The organism is Paenibacillus timonensis (assembly GCF_022427145.1).
GTDB classification, from domain to species: domain Bacteria; phylum Bacillota; class Bacilli; order Paenibacillales; family Paenibacillaceae; genus Fontibacillus; species Fontibacillus timonensis.
On sequence record NZ_JAKSXN010000019.1, the window covers coordinates 1 to 17,284 of the forward strand.

Sequence of the window (17,284 nt, forward strand, 5' to 3'; positions counted from 1 at the left end):
CCTCGACTACTTCGTGCTTCCTTACCTCCGCAAGCTGTTCCATAAGAAGGATGCCGGAACGCAAACCCCGGCGCCGAAACAACCGCTGAACGCGAAACGCACGGCGTAATGACTTCATAAACGATTGAAGGCCCTCCGGATGGAGGGCCTTCTTCTTTATTGGTTGCTCCGGCGTACGGCACCCCAAGAGCAAATCTCGGCGATCGCCGCGCCCGCCAGAAGGCCGCCGACGATATCGCTGGCGTAATGCACGCCTAAATACAAGCGGCTGACCCCGATCAGCAATAGGATCAGCAACACGATGGCTGCCCAAACACGGTTCCCCGCCTTCCCGGAACGAAACAGCAGCAGCGCGATCAGCCCGAAGAGAGCGGCGGAGATCATCGCGTTTCCGCTGGGAAAGCTATACCCGTCCGGTACGACAAGGCTCTCCCACAAGTCAGGACGCTCACGGGTGTACAAGGCTTTTAGCAGTTTGTTGAGCAGCCACCCGCCAATCAGGCTGATCGTCAGCCAAACCGCGTACCGACCGTTTCGCAAAAACACCAGCGTCCAGATCAGGGTAATCAGAAGCACCACAACGAATCCGGTCGTCGTTCCCAACTCGGAGATCCCTTTCACCACTGGAGTCAAGCTGTCGTTCCGCAGCCCGAAGAAGAAATCTCCGATGGCGCGATCGATTGAGCGCAGTCCCTCCGTATTTATCAGCCCGCCCAGCACCGCAAACAAGACGGCAAGCAAAATCGGCCATATCCATTTTTTCAAAAGAAGCTCCCCTCTCCCCAAACGTTAGCCCGAATCCAGAATATTTTACCGGGAAACCGGATTTTTCGGCAACCCTTTTATTTCAAATTTAATTCGTTCTCGGCTCCGCAAGGAAAGAATATCCGCTAGACCCGCAATAATATACTTACTATACTTATATATTGACTAAGTTAGGAACCTTGGACTACAATGCAGTAGAATTCAACATAGAATAGATAGGTGATTTAAATAATGGAACAACACGCCTACCGCGTATTATTATTTTATAAGTTTGTCCGGATCGAGGATCCCGCCGCCTTTACCGCCGAGCATCTGCAGTACTGCAAAGAACTGGGGCTCAAGGGACGGATCCTGATTGCTGCCGAAGGCATCAACGGGACGTTGTCCGGCACGGTGGAGCAGACCGAGAAGTATATGAACGATCTCAGAGCCAATCCGCTGTTCGCCGACATCGTGTTCAAGATTGACGAAGCCAACGCCCATACGTTCAAGAAGATGTTCGTTCGCCATAAAAAAGAGCTGGTCACCTTCCGCTACGAGGAGGAACTGGACCCGAACGTCATTAGCGGCATACGCCTCTCCCCCGTCGAGTTTTACGAGCAGCTGCAGCAGGACGACGTGATCGTACTGGACGGGCGCAACGATTACGAATACGACATCGGCCATTTTCGCGGAGCGATTCGGCCGGATATCGACTCCTTCCGCGAGTTTCCGGAATGGATTCGGCAGAACCTGAGCGAGCACAAGGATAAGAAAATTCTGACTTATTGCACCGGGGGTATCCGCTGCGAGAAGCTGACCGGCTTCCTGCTGAATGAAGGTTTCAGCGACGTTGCTCAACTGGAGGGCGGAATCGTCACTTACGGCAAAGATCCGCAGGTGAACGGACGTCTGTTTGACGGTAAATGCTACGTCTTCGACGAGCGGATCTCCGTGCCGATCAACCGGACGGAGGAAGACGTCGTGATCGGCAGCTGCCATCACTGCGACACGACGCACGACCGATATATCAATTGCCCCGTCTGCAACCTGCAGTACGTATGCTGCGAGGATTGCGAAGACGAGCATCACGGCTTCTGTTCGGAAACCTGCCGGGAGGCGGCCCTCGCCGTCCCGCAAAGCTAAGGACCGCCGGAACCTATCACCCGAGAGGGAGTGTCACGCATGAACGCGAACAAAGATCTTTCTACCCGCGAGCGGATTCTTCATCTGATGAAAACCGCTGGACCTCTTAGCGCTAAGGAACTCACGACGGAGCTGCAGATCACGGAAATGGCCGTGCGCCGGCATCTCGGCACCATGGAGCGCGACGGACTAATCGAGTCGAAAATGATCCGGCAAACGCCGGGACGGCCAACGGCGGTGTATGGATTAACCGACCTGGCCGAGGGGCTTTTTCCGAAAAAATACCATTCGCTTACGCTGGACCTGCTGGACGAACTGGCCGAGGAAAGCGGCGAAGACATGGTTGACCGCCTGTTCGACCGCCGCAAGGAGAAGCTCAGCCGCAAATACATGGCTGACATGCAAGGCAAAACGCTAAACGACAAAGTGCGGACGCTCTCGGAAATCCAAAACGACAACGGCTATATGACCGAGCTCCAGCAAACCGACGGCGGCGAATACGTGCTTATGGAGCATAACTGCCCGATCTCGCAAATCGCCAACCGCTACAACCATGCCTGCGACTGCGAGCTCAATTTGTTCGAATCGCTGCTGGACGCTGACGTGGAGCGCACGGAATGCTTGGCCCAGCAAGGCAAGAAATGCGTATATGTGATCCGCCAGCGCAACCGGCAATAACAGAAAAAGCAGCCCAAGGGCTGCTTTTTTGCTGGTTATATGTCATAGACGCTTAATTCGTCTTCGATGGCTTGCTTGACGAGCCGAATGCACTCCTCCGTCGTTTTGGCGGCGACCCGTTTGCCATTCACCAGCGCGTACGGTCTAAGCTTACATAAGCCGCATAAACTAAGACAGTCCTGGCGCATCACGGCGATTTCGGGATAGTCCTCTTCCAGCTTCTCCAGTTCAAGCGCACTCATCAGGTTGCTGTCGCATACCTCGACGATGACGATGCCCAACCCCATGACGTCTCTCACCCCAAACTATGACTTACTCTGCTTGAACCATCATTATGAGGATCGTGAATCCATTTGTCAATGCTTCGAACGATTTAACATACTTAACATACATTTATGTTGACTAAGGCGAGGTGCAGATTTATAATTAGATTTGTCGGAATTACTATTACATATCGGAGAAGAAAGGATTGATTCGAAATGGCACATCAATTGCCTGCATTGCCTTACCCGAACAACGCGCTTGAGCCTCATATCGATGAAACAACGATGATGATTCACCATGATCGTCACCATAATACGTACGTAACGAACCTGAACGCAGCTCTGGAATCCGCTCCGGAACTGCAATCCAAATCCGTGGAAGAACTGATCGCCGATCTGGACAGCGTACCGGAAAGCATCCGTACCGCAGTTCGCAACAACGGCGGCGGCCACGCCAACCACTCCTTGTTCTGGGAAACGATCGGCCCGAACGGCGGCGGCCAACCTTCCGGCAAGCTGGCTGATGCCATCAACAGCGAACTGGGCGGCTTCGACAAGTTTAAGGAAGACTTCAGCAAAGCGGCGACGACTCGTTTCGGCAGCGGTTGGGCCTTCCTGGCCGTGGACGGCAACGGCAAATTGTCCGTATACAGCTTGCCAAACCAAGACTCCCCAATCATGGAAGGCAAAACGCCGATCCTTGGTCTGGACGTATGGGAGCACGCTTATTACCTGAAATACCAAAACAAACGTCCTGACTACATCGCCGCTTTCTTCAACGTGATCAACTGGTCCGAAGTGGAGAAACGTTACGAAGCAGCATTGAACAAATAAGCAGGAATGCAGGCTAAGCGCCTGCATCTATACAAAGGGTGTCCCGATGGACCGGCTTGCCGGCTCCTGGGGACACCCTTTTTGATCCGCTCGAAACTCCACGACCGCCGTTCTTCGCACCTTACGCCTTTCGGGCGACCGAATCGCGCACCACCAGCGTCGGCTCGACCTGCCAATGGATCGCTTCCCGGGTACGGCCAAGCTCCGACAACAGCAGGCTGATCGCCGCATCGCACATGCGCTCCTTCTCCACCCGCATCGTCGTCATATTTAACCCTTCCCCGTTCACGTAAGGTAAATCATCAAACCCGGCGATGGAGACGTCCTCCGGCATGCGCTTGTTTCTTTCCTTCAACAGTCCGGCAAGCAAATAAGCAATTCGATCATTCCCGCAAAAAAACGCCGTCGGCCATTCGCCAAGCCCATCCAGAAAAGCCGCCATCTCCGCCGTGGTACAGTCATACCCTTGGGAGGTCGTCAAGCAATCCGCTCCCCGGATCTCCAGCCCCTGCTCCTTCATCGCTTTCTCGTACCCGAACCAGCGCTCCTCGTGACTGGTCGACAGGTTCGTCGGCCCGATAAACCCGATTCGCCGGTGACCGGCCGCAATCAAATGCGAGACGGCCGCATAGGCCCCCTCCAAATTGGCCGAGGTGACGGCCGGACAAGGCAGATCGCGGTAATAGGAATCCATCAGCACAAGCGGCGTATCCAGCTCCCAAATGCGCTCCGCATAGGCCCGTTCGGCGATGCCGAACAGTATCACGCCCCGGTACGGAATGTCGGCGAACGGTCCCGGCAGCGACCGCGCGGTTTCCGTCTCCCGGTCGAGCGGGGTAATGACGGCGTTTAAGCCTTTTTTGCGTGCACTTCGTTCCAAACCCCAAATCATGTCGTGGAAAAATTGAAAATGATCATTATCCTGATAGCTCATGATCCGTTCGGGAACGAGCACCAGGATATTTGCCTTTCCGCTCTCCTGGGGCGCGTAGGGACCGTACCCCATCTCCCGGGCGGTTTGTTGCACGAGACGGCGCATCTCCTCGCTGACGCCCTTTTTGTTCATCAGCGCCAGGGACACCGCATTTTTGGAAATATGGAGTTGGTCGGCGATATCCTGCATGGAGATTTTCTTTTTGCGGCCCATTCTTTTCATTCCTTTCGAAACATGCTACACTTAGCCTACATCCTACTTTACAAATACTAGTTTTGTCAAGTTTGTCAAGCTACGAAGATTTCTACACTTCCACAGGAGGAATGAACGTTGAGTTATGCAATAGGTATCGACATCGGCGGCACGAAAACCGCCATCGGGCTGGTTAGCGCGGATGGCGAGGTTCGAGCGAAGGTCTCCCTGCCGACGGACCAGACGGTGGCGCCGGACATCATGGTCGACCGGATGGCTGCCGCGATCCAGGACATCCTCGCCGCACAAGGCGTGCATCAAGCCGAACTTATAGGAATCGGGGTCGGAGCTCCAGGCCCGTTGAATACAAAGGAAGGAAAAATCGCCGAGCCGCCGAATTTGCGAAGCTGGTGGAACTTCCCCGTCGTCGCCTCGCTGGCACGTTATTTCAGCTTGCAAATCCGGCTCGAGAACGATGCTACCGCTGCCGCCCTGGCCGAAAAATGGCTTGGGGCCGCCAAGGATGCCGAACACTTCGTGTTCGTGACGATCAGCACGGGCATCGGCGCCGGGATCTACTCCCACGGCAAGCTGATCACCGGAGCTTCCGGCAATGCCGGCGACGTCGGGCATTTCGTCGTTGACCCTTCCGCCGGCACCTGCGTGTGCGGACAGAAAGGGTGCTGGGAATACGTGGCCTCCGGCACGGCGGTCGCGAGACAAGCCTCGGCCCTGCTCAGCCGGGAAGTTTCCTCGAAAGAAGCTTTTGATCTGGCGGCAGCCGGGCATACTTCAATTCAGGAGCTTGTCGCCAAGGTATTTGAAAATATCGGCGTAGGTTGCGTAACCCTGATCAATACGTTTGATCCGGAGAAGCTGGTCATCGGCGGCGGCGTCTCCCAGGTTGGCGCTCCGATGTTTGAGGCCGTGCGGGAGTACGTGTCCAAGTATGCGCTGAACCCTTCGGGCCGGCAAACGCCGATCGTTCCCGCCGCCCTTCATCAAGACGCTGGCTTGATCGGCGCCGCCGCATTAGTTCATATTCCATACTGATCCATAGAGATAAAGGAGTCCGATAACCATGAATGAACCGATTTTTTTGCAGCCGATTTTCCAAGAGCGTATTTGGGGGGGAACGAAGCTAAAAGACCTGTTCGGCTACGACATCCCGAATGACCATACCGGCGAATGCTGGGCCGTATCCGCGCATCCCAACGGACAGAGCATCGTGAAGAACGGGTCGTACCAAGGCACGAAGCTGGGCGATTTGTGGACCTCGCATCCTGAACTGTTCCGCTCCTCATCCAAGGTATTCCCGCTGCTGACGAAAATTCTCGACGCTTCCGACGATCTGTCAGTGCAGGTGCACCCGGACGACGCCTATGCCGGCCAACACGAAAACGGCGAGCTCGGCAAAACCGAATGCTGGTACATCGTGGATGCCGAACCCGGTGCCGTGATCATTTACGGCCATGAAGCGAAAACGAAAGAAGAGCTCGTCTCGATGATCGAGAACGGCGAGTGGGACCAATTCCTGACCAAAGTGCCGGTTAAACCGGGCGACTTCTTCTATGTCCCTAGCGGCACGCTGCATGCGCTTGGCAAAGGCATCGTGGTGCTTGAAACGCAGCAAAGCTCGGATACGACCTACCGCGTATATGACTATGACCGCCGTGACAAGAACGGCAACACCCGCGAGCTGCATTTGGAGAAAGCAATCGACGTCACCACCGTACCGCAAGCCTATGTACCGGTTTCATACGAAACCACGCAGAAAGGCGGCCTGACGGTCACCTCCTTCGTCTCCAATTCCTTCTTTACGGTGGAAAAATGGAATGTTACCGGCGCCGAAACCGAAGTGGCCGCGAACGATAAATATACGATTTTCAGCGTGCTTGCAGGCAGCGGTACGTTGACGGCAGACGGCCACAGCTACGAGCTGGCCAAGGGCGAGCATTTTATCCTGCCGGTCGGCTTTGGGCCTTACCGCTTAAGCGGGGAGCTCGAAATGATCATGTCCCACGAGTAATTCGAACCAAAATAAACGGACGGAAGCAGTCATCCTCAGGATGGCTGTTCCCGTCCGTTTTTGCGTTGCGTTCGTCCGCCTTATTAAGCCTGCGTATACCGTTCCCGCAAAATTCGCGCATGATGCTCCGCATGCCCCGCGATAATGTAGGCGAAGGCGCGGGCAGAGGCCGGTCCGCCGGCGGCGGTTCCCATACGGGCCCATGCGGCGTCGTCCAACTGGCGAGCCAACGCCAGCGTCGACTCCCGCACAATCTCGAAGCCGCGCAGCAGCTCTTCTAACGACAACCGGTCAAACCCGGCATGACGAGCGAACAACTCCTCATCGAACCCCGGAAGCGGCGTTGTATCGCCGCGGGCGATCCTCAGCAAACGGTAGCTCATAATCCGCTCCGTATCCGCCATGTGCCCCAGTACTTCTTTGACGCTCCATTTTCCTTCGGCGTACCGGTAATTGGCCTGTGCTTCACTGACTCCGGCCCATTCTTCGCGGAGAAGCTTGGTCTGCGCCTCCAGAATAGCAAGCAAATCGCCGTCGGGTACCCTATTGATGTAAGGCTCGAAATGTTCTCCGTATTCCCCTGGCTGCGGTTTAATCAACATCTCCTCATTCCTCCTCAGGTAGATTGTATGAATGGAACGCTACTCTTCTTCCCACACTTCTTCCATTAAAGCGCGGATTTGGCGGGTCCTCCGTTCGGTTTCCCGCAGGTTGGGGACCCATTTCCCGCCGTCCCATTCCACGACGTCTCCCGTTTTGGCCGTGGGATCGACCTGAGAACGCGGAACATGACGGGTGCTCCCGTCTGACTCCAGGATGCATAATTCACCTTCAAAGCCTTCCACGATATGGATCATGCCCATCCTTACCTCTCCGTCGTGATTTGGTACCCCTTGCCATCGCTCGCGATCTCCACCGTCCCCTTCAAATCGTTGCGGTACACCTCCACCTGCCGCTTAGCCAGCCGGTCCAGGATCGTCTTCGTCGGATGCCCGTAGGAATTATCGCCCACTTGGATCACGGCGTACATCGGTTTCACCGCATTCAGGAACTTTGCCGTGGTCGACGACTTCGAGCCGTGGTGCCCAACCAGCAGAACATCGGCGCGCAGATTCGCCCCCGATTCGAGCATCGCCCGTTCGCTTTCGGCTTCCGCATCCCCGGTTAACAGAAAGGAGGTACTGCCATAGGTTACCTTGACGACGGCACTCATATTGTTGCTGTCGTCGGTCGCCGTCACTGGGGCCAGCATCTTCACCTGGATCTGCTCGTCCCAGGCTGGCTCCAAACCCGCTTTGGCGGTCTTGACCTTCAGCCCTTTGCTGCGAATGGAATTCAGCAACGACTCGAACGTTTTCGTATTGGACTGGATCTTCGGCATATACACCTCGCCAACGTCCAATCGGTCGATTACCCGGTCCAACCCGCCGATATGATCCGCATCCGGATGCGTCCCGATCACGAGATCCAAGCGACGTACCCCATACGCCTGCAAATAACCCAACATCTCCTCCTCCCGGTCATTGTTACCGGCATCGATCAGCATCGTATGCCCGGACGGGCTGATCAGCAGCTGTGAAGCGCCTTGTCCGACATCCAGAAAAATGACGCGGAGCCGGCTGTCCCCCTTCGTTTCGGAAGCCAATGACGCGTTCTCGGAAGGTTGCCGCAAGGCTTCCTCCCATCCCTCCGGGGCGCAGCCCGAAATCAAGACGCACAACCATGCCACAAATACGCAAACAACCGTCCATCGTGTCTTCTGTCTACTCATAGATGATAGTCCTCTTCCCAGAACATTTGTTCCAATTATAGGGGATGCCCGGGCCTAAAATCAACCAAAACTTGCTAACTCGCACAAAAAAAAGAGCCTGCCTTCGCGAAGGCAGACTCCTTGAACGCCAATATCCTTATTTTACCGAAACGCTGACCGTCACGGACTTGCCGCCGTATTGCGCTTTGATCGAAGCCGAGCCTTTCGCGACCGCTTCGATCTTGCCGGCCGTCACGGTGGCAACGCTGGTCTTCGAGCTGGACCACGTGGCGCTGCCGGTCACGGTGGCTACCTTGCCGGTATCGTAGGTTGCCGTGAGCACGAGTGTTTTGGCCGATCCCGGGGCTAGCTGCAGTTTTTTCTCGCTGACTTCCAGCTTCGTCAGCTTCGGAATGACGTTCACCTTCACGGTGACCGTTTGGCCCTGATAAGAGCCGGTCAACGTCGCCGTCCCCTCGGCAACGGCCTTCACCGAAGACGAGGACACCGTAACGACTTTCTCATCGGAGGATACCCAGCCCATTTTGGAAGAAAGGGTTACCTTCTTCCCGTCCACGTAATAGCCGGTCACTTTGATCGATTTCGATTTTTTGATATTCAACTCGATCGATTGCGGCTCCACGACGATTTTGGTGATTTTCGGTTCGATGGTGACGGAAAGGCTGACGGTCTTGTTCTCGTAAGTTCCCTTCAGCGTAGCCGAGCCCTTGCTAAGCCCCTTGATCTTCTTCCCGTCCGCCGTCGTCTTCAGTACCGCATTGGAACCCGATACGGTCCATTCCACGCCGGTCGGATTCGTTTGCTCCACCCCGTTCTCGTAAACGGCCGTGATCTGCGGCAGGGCGGTTTCCGCCCCGATGACGATGCTCATCGAATCTTCAGAGGCGAGCAGGGTCAACACCTTCTCCTTCACGCTCACTTTGACCTCAACCGTCGTTCCCCGAATCGGGAAGTTCGCGTTTGGCGTCAGCCCCGCTCCGGCATCGGACAGCTTCCCGGTCAGCGTAACCTCGGCGGACACTAACGTGTCATCCAAATCCTTCGCGACGATTTTCCCGTCCTCCACGACCGCGATGTTCTCTTGACTTGAGGTCCAAGTGATTTCATTGCTGAGATCGATGGTTTCTCCGTCCAGCTTCGTGCCCGTCACCTTCGGCAAGCTGGCCGATCCCCCCAGGTAGACGTCCAGCTGATCTTTCTCGGCTTCAAGCTTGGTAACCGAAGGGTATACCGTCAATTTGAAGCTCTTGCTTACGCCTTGGTAGCTGGCTTTAATCGTCGTCGTCCCCGCTGCTTTGGCCGAAATGACGCCCTTGTCATCCACGGTGGCGATCAGTTTATTGGAAGAAGACCATTCAGCATCCTCGCTGATGTCCTGCGTTTCATTCGCTTTGACTCTCACGCCGGCATCCATCGCCAACGTCTCGTTGATAAACATCGTTTGATCGCCGGATGGCGTCAGCAGGATCGCTTCATATGGTGCGCGCACATAAATGTCGACCTTAGCCTGTTCGCCAAGATACGTCGCCGTAATCGTCGCTTTCCCCACCGATACAATTTTGACGGTACCGTCTTCGACGGTAGCTACACCGTTATCCGTAGAAGCCCAGGTTGCTTTGTCCGATACGTCGTTTGTGGCGTTCGAATTGCTGGCCAACACCGTTTTGACCCGAAGGTTCACTTCCTTGTCATCCTTGATGAGCTCCAGGTCTTCGTTCTCCTGAATCTCAGTTTCGGTTTCTCCAATCTTTTGATACAATTTCAAACCGGAGTACGGCGAAGTTACCTTCGCTTTAAAAGAAGCGGTCAGCCCGGCATATTTGGCCGTGATCGTGGCTTCCCCCGAACCGGTTATCGTAATCTGGCCCTTCTCAATGGTCAGTACGCCCGCATTGGAGGAGGTCCATTCCGCGTCAGCCGTCACATCCTTCGGTTCAATCGACGTATTGTCCACCTTCGCCTTGGCCGTAACGGTTAGATCCGATGCGGAGCTGTCCAGGCTATATTTCCCGTCCAGTTTGTAATCCAAGGTTAACGCAGTGTAGGTATCCGTTACTTTAATGGTGATCGACGACACGGACCCGACATCACCCTTGTTATAAGAAGCAGTAACGCTGGCCGTTCCGCTTTTCAGCGCTGTTACTAATCCGTTTTCAACCCTCACAACACTAGCATCGGATGAGGACCAATTTACTGTAGTGGTCATATCTATTTTCTCAGTTGATCCTTCTTTGGAACCGTTAACTTTAAGCTGTTTCGTCTTGCCAACGCCCAATTCAATGGTCGTATCTTGTCCCTCGATCGCAATGCCTTTGATGTCCCCGGTTGCCGCAAACACGCCCGTCGGAACCATTACCGAAAGGAGCAGCGTCAAGACGAGCATCCAATACGTCATTTTCCTGTTAGCAGTCATCGATTTCTCTCCTTTATCCTCATTGCTGAATTTACCGGAACCATTTTCCAGCCCTCTGCGTTTTATATCGACATTTGGTAGAATTTTCTTAATGTTTTTTGGCGAAAATAATCCCTTTGGCCTATAAAAAAAGAGCGCATTCGTCTATCGAATACGCTCTTTCCGTTAGGGATGCCGAGGACCGGGCTCGAACCGGTACGGTTGTCACCAACCGCAGGATTTTAAGTCCTGTGCGTCTGCCTATTCCGCCACCCCGGCACATCATAAAAATCCCGTATTTATGATTATATACAGAATCAAAATCAAATTCAACCAAAAATCCAGACCGTCCCTATCCGATAAACTATTCGATTGGGATTTATGGTAAGTTAGTTGTAGCGTTAATCGGCTTGAATATCAGGAGAGATGAGGTTTGGTTTCATGCACGAGTTAAAAATGGCGGTAACCCTCGGCCATCAGGTGGTCGTTCAACTGCATGACGGTCAAATGATGACCGGTCTGCCCAAGTGGGGTTCCGCTCCGGACAAGGTACAATTGCGCACGACGGAAGGGGCCGTATGGGTTCGGCTCGACGAAATCAACCACGTGACGCGAATCATCCCATTTGGTAAATCTTTTGATTAGCTTGCAACATTTTCTGTAAGCCCTCGTCTAGTAGTTGTCAAAAATAACAAGACGAGGTGATGACCCCATGTTCAAACGTAATCTAGCCCTGTTGTCCGCCGCCGCCATCCTGAGTTTGTCGCTTGCCGGAGAAAGCTTCGCGGCCGCAGGGACTTTTAAAGACGTAAGCCATTCCGTCGCCAAAGACAGCATTTCCGTCCTGCAAGCCAAAGGAATCGTTCGCGGCGTCGGAGCCGACAGTTTTCTGCCGGACGAACATTTGACTACCAGCCAAGGCGTTCAGCTTATCGTCAATCTGCTGGGCCTGGAGCTCAATACGGAGGCCCCTAAAGGAGCAAACGACTATTTTTCCAACGTCAAGAATGATGCTTGGTATGCCCCCGCATTCGTAATTGCGCAAAACAACGGTTTTGATCTGGATGCCGCTGTGAACCCGGACAAGCCGATGACGCGGGAGGAATTTACCCATCAGCTGATTTTAGCGATGGAGAAGCATGGCGATTTGCCTAAGATCAATATCAAACCGGTCGAATTTGCCGACGATGACCAGCTCAACATCTCTTATCAGGGAACGGTTCAGCGCGCGCTCGTGCTGGGGATTGCCAAGTTGGACGCGAACCAGCAATTCCATCCGGGCGATGCGATTACCCGTGCCGATGCCGCCGTACTGACCTACAATGCCGTCGAATACTTGGCTGCACACCCTGCTCCGTCTCAGGATAAGCAGTAATCGCCTATCGATCACCGAGGAAGGACCGCCCCCAGCGGTCCTTTTTGGTCTCCGAAAAACTTTAAAATTTAATAAATTTCACCGAATCGACAGTTTTTTGCATTTTATCTCAGGATTTAGGGAGGATTTACAAAAACGGACATAGAAGGTATAGATACCACTTTAGCCTGGTGCGGACAGATATAAAGTGGGATCCGCAGGACGGTCGCCAGTGCACAGCGGACGTATACAATAGATACTTCAATTCTGGGAGTTGTTCGCCTTGGATCTTATCTTCAAAATTGAAGAGCTCCGGATGGAACTAAATCGACTCGCCGGAAGCAAACGTCTGGCCGATAGGGAACTGGTCATGGTAAGCCAACGTCTGGACGAACTCCTCAACGAATACCATCGATTGGTGATCCAAAAGCAAGCCAAATGATTCAGGGGGCCGCGGGAGCGGCTCCTTTTTTCTGGATAATATCCCCGAAGGAAAACCACAATAAAAACAGTCAATTCGCTACAATAAACAATAGGAAGGGGATACCCGGCGTGTATTTTTATAAAGAGGATTTGATCAATCTCATCGTCCCGGATCAACCCGATCCAGCGGCAGCCAAAGTCATTCAGGAAACGCTAGGCGGAAGATTCGGCGAAATGCGAACGATGATGCAGTTTTTTTTCCAAAGCAACAACTTCCGGGGAACGGCAACGCAGTACCGCGATTTGATTCGCGGCGTCTTTCTGGAGGAGATCAGTCATGTCGAACTGGTTCAGCATACGATTAACCAGTTGCTTACCGGCGCGGGCGAGTCGATGCCCGGAAACGCCGGCGTGGACGCGGCGCCGCTTGACGAAGCCATTAAGCACGCGAACCCGCATCATTTCATTATGGGCGCTCAAAGCTCCCTGCCGGTCGATGCCGCCGGAAATCCTTGGAACGGCAACTATGTGTACAGCCATGGAAACCTGATCAGCGACCTGCTGGACAACCTCGTGCTGGAATCCACCGGGGTCCTACAAAAGACGCGGATTTACGAAATGAGCTCCAACAAGACGTTCCGCGAAACGCTGGCCTTCCTGATCGTCCGGGATAACGCGCATCAGAACGCCTTTGCCAAAGCGCTGGAGACGCTTGGGGTCGATTGGGGCAAACTGTTTCCCGTACCGAATTACGATATCAACAAATACCCGGAATGCCGTAAATATGTCGACATGGGCTTCCATAATGCCCAATTCAACTTCCGGCTGGATGCGACGCGTATTGGCGAGATCTTCACCGGGCAAACCCCCAGCCGTAACGGCGGCTCCCTCCAGGTTACTGCCCCGCCGGAGGGCTTCCCGCTCCCGTTCCTGCCGGAAATGCCTAACGAGCATAGCCCCGGGCTTCACGATTTGAACACCTAAACAGAAACGCCGCTTGATCCGGAAAAGGGGATCAGGCGGCGTTTCGACGTTAAGGGAACCATACCGTGGAAAAGGGAACTTCAAAGATTTTCAATCGTATAGGTATAGAAACGATTTTCGATCTTATCATGGAACCAACTTAGTTAAGGGGGGGGGAATACCATCGGATTTTTGCTCGTCATTTTCTCAATTGCTTTTATCGGACTAGGGATCCTCGTCCGCAGAAAACCTGATGTCTTCTGGCGGATGGATGAGGCTTGGAAAGTTCGAGGGGAAGCCGAACCCAGCGAATCCTACCTGGAATCCATGAGATTCAGGGGGTTCGTATCTCTGATCATCGGAGGGTATTTTCTAGTCTGGGCTGCACTAGTGATTTTTCTGTAATACAGGATGGGCCTTATCGTTAGGCAACTCTCTGTGCAGATTGATTCCATTCTCGTTTATAATCCCTTTTTGATCAATTTCAACATAAAATTTCTTTCCTATTTACCTTCATGCCGGACAGCGACCGATCAAACATGTCAAGAATAAATAGGAATCGCTCTGCCTCCCGAAAAACGTGAAAAGGTTTGAAGCCAACCCCCGAACAAAGCAAAAACCCCTTGCTAGGCAAGGGGGTTTCGCGCATATGGGCCCTACAGGACTCGAACCTGTGACCAATCGGTTATGAGCCGACCGCTCTAACCAACTGAGCTAAGGGCCCGGAGAAACTTGGATTGCGGGGGCAGGATTTGAACCTGCGGCCTTCGGGTTATGAGCCCGACGAGCTACCGGGCTGCTCCACCCCGCGTCAATAAATAGCGACAATTAATAATATACACGATTCCCGTAGGGCGCGTCAAGCCGCAAGTTATGGAATGAAACGCACGCCGTATTTACCCTTGCGGGAGCGGAAAATTTCGATTTGCCGCATGTCGTCGAAACCGTAGATCCAGCCGTCTTGCTCCAATCTTCGAGCCAGGCAGCCGGCTTGGAATTTCGTTCTGTACAATTTATTGAAATAGACCCAACGCATGACTGTTCCGTCCATCCTTTCGGTAAATTGGAGCATATTGTCCTTGCCTATAGAATACCCAACCTTAACAAAAAAAGCCGCCGGATTCCGTCCGGCGACCCTTTGTTGATCTGGTAATTTCTGCATATCCCTGATGCTGCGGCTTATCCTTTAATTCCGCCCGCTGCAGCCCCTTCCTGCGGAACGAATGGCGTGCCATCCTCCTGGAACTGAGTTTTCGGATTGTTTTTAATCTCCTGCAGCATCTTGTTGCCCTTTTCTTCCCACTCTTTAAGCGCCTCTGCCGGCGTTTTCTTGTTCTCCAGCACCTCTTGGAAGAACTTGCGTCCGCTGTCGGTCACGCTGTAAAGTCCCGGTTTTTCGCTCATCAGCTTATCCTGCTTCGGATCCGTTGGCGGCGCCGGCTTCAACATATAAAACGCCTGAATGTTGTAATCCAAGCCCATTTTCGGTTGGATATACGTTTTGCGAGCCAGCATTTCATAGGAGTTGCTGCGGGATTTCAGCTTCGCCCAATCCTCGCCGTTAATGAATTTAATGAAGTCCCAGGCCGTTTCGGCGTTCGGAGCCGCGCTGTTGATCGCAAACGTATTGCTCAGCCAGATGTTACCCCCGACGCCTGGTTTTTCAGGATGAACCGGAACGGTAACGACATCCCAATCCACGGGTTTGAAGTTTTTGATTTTCGAAGCGTTGTTGTTGGCGTCCGTAATTTCATTTACATAGTAGTTCTCGCCGATGGTCATCGCCACTTTGCCGGACAGGAAGAAGTCGCTCGTGACAGGGTTCCATTCCGTGCCGTCCATCATGCCGCTGTTGCTGTCCGGAATGATTTTGTCCTTGGCCAGCTTGCTGATCGTCTCCCAAACCTTGGTCCATTGCGGCGTATTCACGGTCATCGTTTCCGCTTTGTCGTCAAAGGTTTTGAGTTGCAACGCGCTTACATAGTTGTTCTGCATATCCCAGAACGGATCGCTTCCTTGGTACCGGTTAAACGAAAATCCGTACACCCGGTCCTTGCCTTCGCCTTTGGCCACGCGGCGAGCCAAATTAAAGATATCGTCCCAAGTCATGTTGTCGGTTGGTGGCTCCACGCCGGCATCCGTAAAGACCTTTTTGTTATAGTACAAGGCAGAGGAAGAGAACGAAGGCGTTAACGCGTACAGACTGCCTTCCCCGAGATCCTTGATTCCGTCAATCACCGCCGGCACGAAGTCCGACGTATCGAATTTATCCTCTTGCATCATCGGATCCAGCTGTTTGACCATGTTTTCCTTGATCAGCTGATTCAATACCGTCGTATCGGTTACCACGACGTCGACCGGATTGCTGCCGGTCATGATTTTTTTCATGCTATCCAGGTAATCCGGCTGTACGTAAGGCTGCGAGCTATCCTGGTAACGGTATTGGCTCTGGTCGATCGCTGGCACCACCTCGATGCGGATGTTCTGGTGCGTGAATTCGTACACGTCGGTATACTGTTGGCGGAAATAAGAATCGTCATAACCCCCGTACAGTACTCCGATACGGAGCACTTTCTCCTGCTCGGTTTCTGCCGCCTTGCCGCCGTTGCAGCCGGCCAACAGGCCCAGCGCCAGCGTCGCCGCCAGCGATACGGACAATAATTTTTTCAACCTCATGATGGATCCCCCTCCAATGATTTAGGTGCCGTAATAATGATCTTCTCCCCGTCGAACTCCATGCTGGCCCGGCCGTTGATCCCGACGGATTCCAAATATTCCTTCGGAACCTGCAGCCGTCCGACGCGGTCGACGACGACAAAAGCTTCGTGAACCTCCTGCAAGCCCCCGGCTCCGAGCTCCGCCGCTGCCAAATCCAGATTCGGATTGCGCTTCAGGAATTCGGTGCTGGTCAATCCGTCGCGGATGGCGACCACGCGGTCCACCTTTCCGGCGAGCGTCAAATCGTGCGTGACGATGACGACCGTGATTCCGAGCTCCCGGTTTACCTCGCGAAAGATCTGCATGATCTGATCGGAGGTTGCCGTGTCCACCGAACCCGTCGGCTCGTCGGCCAACAGCAGCTTCGGCCGGTTCGATAGCGAGATGGCGATCGCGACCCGCTGCTGCTCCCCGCCGGAGAGTTGATGCAGTTTGTTATGCATCCGATCCTTTAAGCCGACTCGCTCCAGCAGTTCTCTCGCATAAGCCCGGTCCAGCTTCCCGGTGAGCAGCATCGGCATTTCCACATTCTCCAGTGCCGTCAAGTAGGGAAGCAGGTTACGGGCGTTGTTCTGCCAAACGAAGCCGACCGTGTTGCGCTTATATTCCACCAACTGGTCATCGCGGATCTTGAGCAGATCCCAGCCCCCGACGGTAACCTGGCCGGCCGACGGGCGATCCAGCCCGCCAAGGATATTCAGCAGCGTCGATTTGCCGCTGCCGCTGTTGCCGATAATCGCCATCATCTCGCCTTGTTCAACGGTCAAGTTTAAGCCTTGGAGCGCCACAACTTCGATATCTTCGGATTTGAAAATCTTGACAAGTCCTTCGCAATGAATCATC

20 protein-coding genes and 3 tRNA genes are annotated in these 17,284 nt (G+C 53.8%); 10 read left to right on the forward strand and 13 right to left on the reverse strand.

Translation table 11 applies throughout. The annotated features are described in order from the left end of the window. Window positions 1–156: 156 nt before the first annotated feature. On the reverse strand, window positions 157–765 hold the full coding sequence (locus MJ257_RS09325; RefSeq protein WP_240268996.1) for a phosphatase PAP2 family protein: 609 nt from the start codon (window positions 763–765) through the stop codon (window positions 157–159). Between the two features lie 231 nt (window positions 766–996). Between MJ257_RS09325 and trhO the strand changes: the two genes are divergently transcribed. Then, window positions 997–1,890, forward strand: coding sequence for an oxygen-dependent tRNA uridine(34) hydroxylase TrhO (gene trhO, locus MJ257_RS09330; RefSeq protein ID WP_240268997.1), 894 nt, complete (start codon window positions 997–999; stop codon window positions 1,888–1,890). A gap of 39 nt (window positions 1,891–1,929) precedes the next feature. After that, window positions 1,930–2,568, forward strand: coding sequence for a helix-turn-helix transcriptional regulator (locus tag MJ257_RS09335; RefSeq protein ID WP_240268998.1), 639 nt, complete (start codon window positions 1,930–1,932; stop codon window positions 2,566–2,568). Between the two features lie 35 nt (window positions 2,569–2,603). On the opposite strand, the gene MJ257_RS09340 is transcribed toward MJ257_RS09335, so the two are convergent. After that, window positions 2,604–2,855, reverse strand: coding sequence for a YuzB family protein (locus MJ257_RS09340; RefSeq protein WP_178022993.1), 252 nt, complete (start codon window positions 2,853–2,855; stop codon window positions 2,604–2,606). 192 nt (window positions 2,856–3,047) lie between these two features. Between MJ257_RS09340 and MJ257_RS09345 the strand changes: the two genes are divergently transcribed. After that, entirely contained in the window at window positions 3,048–3,665 is a 618-nt protein-coding gene (locus MJ257_RS09345) for a superoxide dismutase (RefSeq protein ID WP_240268999.1), read from the forward strand. Between the two features lie 121 nt (window positions 3,666–3,786). Here the strand turns inward: MJ257_RS09345 and MJ257_RS09350 are convergent, their stop codons facing one another. Next, window positions 3,787–4,812: a LacI family DNA-binding transcriptional regulator gene (locus MJ257_RS09350; RefSeq protein ID WP_240269000.1), complete on the reverse strand. Its 1,026-nt coding sequence runs from the start codon at window positions 4,810–4,812 to the stop codon at window positions 3,787–3,789. 117 nt (window positions 4,813–4,929) lie between these two features. On the opposite strand from MJ257_RS09350, the gene MJ257_RS09355 reads away from it, so the two are divergent. Together MJ257_RS09355 and manA are read left to right on the forward strand one after the other, a co-directional pair. Continuing rightward, the gene (locus tag MJ257_RS09355; protein ID WP_240269001.1) at window positions 4,930–5,844 is read left to right on the forward strand and encodes an ROK family protein; all 915 of its coding nucleotides are present in this window, start codon (window positions 4,930–4,932) and stop codon (window positions 5,842–5,844) included. 28 nt (window positions 5,845–5,872) lie between these two features. After that, the gene (manA, locus tag MJ257_RS09360) at window positions 5,873–6,820 is read left to right on the forward strand and encodes a mannose-6-phosphate isomerase, class I (protein ID WP_240269002.1); all 948 of its coding nucleotides are present in this window, start codon (window positions 5,873–5,875) and stop codon (window positions 6,818–6,820) included. 83 nt (window positions 6,821–6,903) lie between these two features. Here the strand turns inward: manA and MJ257_RS09365 are convergent, their stop codons facing one another. The 5 genes from MJ257_RS09365 to MJ257_RS09385 all read right to left on the reverse strand — a co-directional run bounded on the left by MJ257_RS09365 (window position 6,904) and on the right by MJ257_RS09385 (window position 11,262). Beyond that, on the reverse strand, window positions 6,904–7,422 hold the full coding sequence (locus tag MJ257_RS09365; protein WP_240269003.1) for a DinB family protein: 519 nt from the start codon (window positions 7,420–7,422) through the stop codon (window positions 6,904–6,906). Between the two features lie 39 nt (window positions 7,423–7,461). After that, window positions 7,462–7,683 carry a DUF3006 domain-containing protein gene (locus tag MJ257_RS09370; RefSeq protein ID WP_240269004.1) on the reverse strand — a complete coding sequence of 74 codons (222 nt, stop codon included), beginning with the start codon at window positions 7,681–7,683 and terminating at the stop codon, window positions 7,462–7,464. A gap of 2 nt (window positions 7,684–7,685) precedes the next feature. Further along, entirely contained in the window at window positions 7,686–8,591 is a 906-nt protein-coding gene (locus MJ257_RS09375) for a ComEC/Rec2 family competence protein (RefSeq protein ID WP_240269005.1), read from the reverse strand. A 136-nt stretch (window positions 8,592–8,727) separates the two neighbouring features. Continuing rightward, window positions 8,728–11,004, reverse strand: a complete 2,277-nt coding sequence (locus MJ257_RS09380) for an Ig-like domain-containing protein (protein WP_240269006.1) — start codon at window positions 11,002–11,004, stop codon at window positions 8,728–8,730. A gap of 172 nt (window positions 11,005–11,176) precedes the next feature. After that, window positions 11,177–11,262 (reverse strand) — tRNA-Leu (locus MJ257_RS09385). A 162-nt stretch (window positions 11,263–11,424) separates the two neighbouring features. Here MJ257_RS09385 and MJ257_RS09390 point away from each other — a divergent pair. The 5 genes from MJ257_RS09390 to MJ257_RS24980 all read left to right on the forward strand — a co-directional run bounded on the left by MJ257_RS09390 (window position 11,425) and on the right by MJ257_RS24980 (window position 14,128). Beyond that, entirely contained in the window at window positions 11,425–11,628 is a 204-nt protein-coding gene (locus MJ257_RS09390; RefSeq protein WP_240269007.1) for a hypothetical protein, read from the forward strand. Between the two features lie 67 nt (window positions 11,629–11,695). Then, window positions 11,696–12,358, forward strand: coding sequence for an S-layer homology domain-containing protein (locus MJ257_RS09395; protein WP_240269008.1), 663 nt, complete (start codon window positions 11,696–11,698; stop codon window positions 12,356–12,358). A 295-nt stretch (window positions 12,359–12,653) separates the two neighbouring features. Further along, a complete protein-coding gene (locus MJ257_RS09400; protein ID WP_240269058.1) occupies window positions 12,654–12,779 on the forward strand; it encodes an aspartyl-phosphate phosphatase Spo0E family protein in 126 nt (41 codons plus the stop codon). A 110-nt stretch (window positions 12,780–12,889) separates the two neighbouring features. Next, window positions 12,890–13,744: a manganese catalase family protein gene (locus tag MJ257_RS09405; RefSeq protein ID WP_240269009.1), complete on the forward strand. Its 855-nt coding sequence runs from the start codon at window positions 12,890–12,892 to the stop codon at window positions 13,742–13,744. Window positions 13,745–13,915: 171 nt separating this feature from the next. Beyond that, window positions 13,916–14,128 carry a DUF6199 family natural product biosynthesis protein gene (locus tag MJ257_RS24980; protein ID WP_333492540.1) on the forward strand — a complete coding sequence of 71 codons (213 nt, stop codon included), beginning with the start codon at window positions 13,916–13,918 and terminating at the stop codon, window positions 14,126–14,128. 245 nt (window positions 14,129–14,373) lie between these two features. Here MJ257_RS24980 and MJ257_RS09410 read toward each other — a convergent pair. The 5 genes from MJ257_RS09410 to MJ257_RS09430 all read right to left on the reverse strand — a co-directional run bounded on the left by MJ257_RS09410 (window position 14,374) and on the right by MJ257_RS09430 (window position 17,283). After that, window positions 14,374–14,447, reverse strand: a tRNA-Ile gene (locus MJ257_RS09410). 13 nt (window positions 14,448–14,460) lie between these two features. Then, window positions 14,461–14,534, reverse strand: a tRNA-Met gene (locus tag MJ257_RS09415). Window positions 14,535–14,594: 60 nt separating this feature from the next. Next, window positions 14,595–14,885 (reverse strand): hypothetical protein, encoded by a 291-nt coding sequence (locus MJ257_RS09420; protein ID WP_240269064.1) that lies wholly within the window; start codon window positions 14,883–14,885, stop codon window positions 14,595–14,597. A 17-nt stretch (window positions 14,886–14,902) separates the two neighbouring features. Further along, window positions 14,903–16,399 carry an ABC transporter substrate-binding protein gene (locus tag MJ257_RS09425; RefSeq protein WP_240269010.1) on the reverse strand — a complete coding sequence of 499 codons (1,497 nt, stop codon included), beginning with the start codon at window positions 16,397–16,399 and terminating at the stop codon, window positions 14,903–14,905. Next, the gene (locus MJ257_RS09430; protein WP_240269011.1) at window positions 16,396–17,283 is read right to left on the reverse strand and encodes an ABC transporter ATP-binding protein; all 888 of its coding nucleotides are present in this window, start codon (window positions 17,281–17,283) and stop codon (window positions 16,396–16,398) included. The genes MJ257_RS09425 and MJ257_RS09430 overlap by 4 nt, the downstream gene beginning before the upstream one ends. Window position 17,284 lies beyond the last annotated feature (1 nt).

What these genes read in the sequence shown, in the direction of transcription:
- MJ257_RS09420 (WP_240269064.1), bottom strand. Translation starts at nt 14,885, where the DNA reads ATGCAGAAATTACCAGATCAACAAAGGGTCGCCGGACGGAATCCGGCG.
- trhO (WP_240268997.1), top strand. Translation starts at nt 997, where the DNA reads ATGGAACAACACGCCTACCGCGTATTATTATTTTATAAGTTTGTCCGG.
- MJ257_RS09335 (WP_240268998.1), top strand. Translation starts at nt 1,930, where the DNA reads ATGAACGCGAACAAAGATCTTTCTACCCGCGAGCGGATTCTTCATCTG.
- MJ257_RS09380 (WP_240269006.1), bottom strand. Translation starts at nt 11,004, where the DNA reads ATGACTGCTAACAGGAAAATGACGTATTGGATGCTCGTCTTGACGCTG.
- manA (WP_240269002.1), top strand. Translation starts at nt 5,873, where the DNA reads ATGAATGAACCGATTTTTTTGCAGCCGATTTTCCAAGAGCGTATTTGG.
- MJ257_RS09375 (WP_240269005.1), bottom strand. Translation starts at nt 8,591, where the DNA reads ATGAGTAGACAGAAGACACGATGGACGGTTGTTTGCGTATTTGTGGCA.
- MJ257_RS09390 (WP_240269007.1), top strand. Translation starts at nt 11,425, where the DNA reads ATGCACGAGTTAAAAATGGCGGTAACCCTCGGCCATCAGGTGGTCGTT.
- MJ257_RS09425 (WP_240269010.1), bottom strand. Translation starts at nt 16,399, where the DNA reads ATGAGGTTGAAAAAATTATTGTCCGTATCGCTGGCGGCGACGCTGGCG.
- MJ257_RS09400 (WP_240269058.1), top strand. Translation starts at nt 12,654, where the DNA reads ATGGAACTAAATCGACTCGCCGGAAGCAAACGTCTGGCCGATAGGGAA.
- MJ257_RS09430 (WP_240269011.1), bottom strand. Translation starts at nt 17,283, where the DNA reads ATGATTCATTGCGAAGGACTTGTCAAGATTTTCAAATCCGAAGATATC.
- MJ257_RS09395 (WP_240269008.1), top strand. Translation starts at nt 11,696, where the DNA reads ATGTTCAAACGTAATCTAGCCCTGTTGTCCGCCGCCGCCATCCTGAGT.
- MJ257_RS09345 (WP_240268999.1), top strand. Translation starts at nt 3,048, where the DNA reads ATGGCACATCAATTGCCTGCATTGCCTTACCCGAACAACGCGCTTGAG.
- MJ257_RS09350 (WP_240269000.1), bottom strand. Translation starts at nt 4,812, where the DNA reads ATGGGCCGCAAAAAGAAAATCTCCATGCAGGATATCGCCGACCAACTC.
- MJ257_RS09340 (WP_178022993.1), bottom strand. Translation starts at nt 2,855, where the DNA reads ATGGGGTTGGGCATCGTCATCGTCGAGGTATGCGACAGCAACCTGATG.
- MJ257_RS09365 (WP_240269003.1), bottom strand. Translation starts at nt 7,422, where the DNA reads ATGTTGATTAAACCGCAGCCAGGGGAATACGGAGAACATTTCGAGCCT.
- MJ257_RS09370 (WP_240269004.1), bottom strand. Translation starts at nt 7,683, where the DNA reads ATGGGCATGATCCATATCGTGGAAGGCTTTGAAGGTGAATTATGCATC.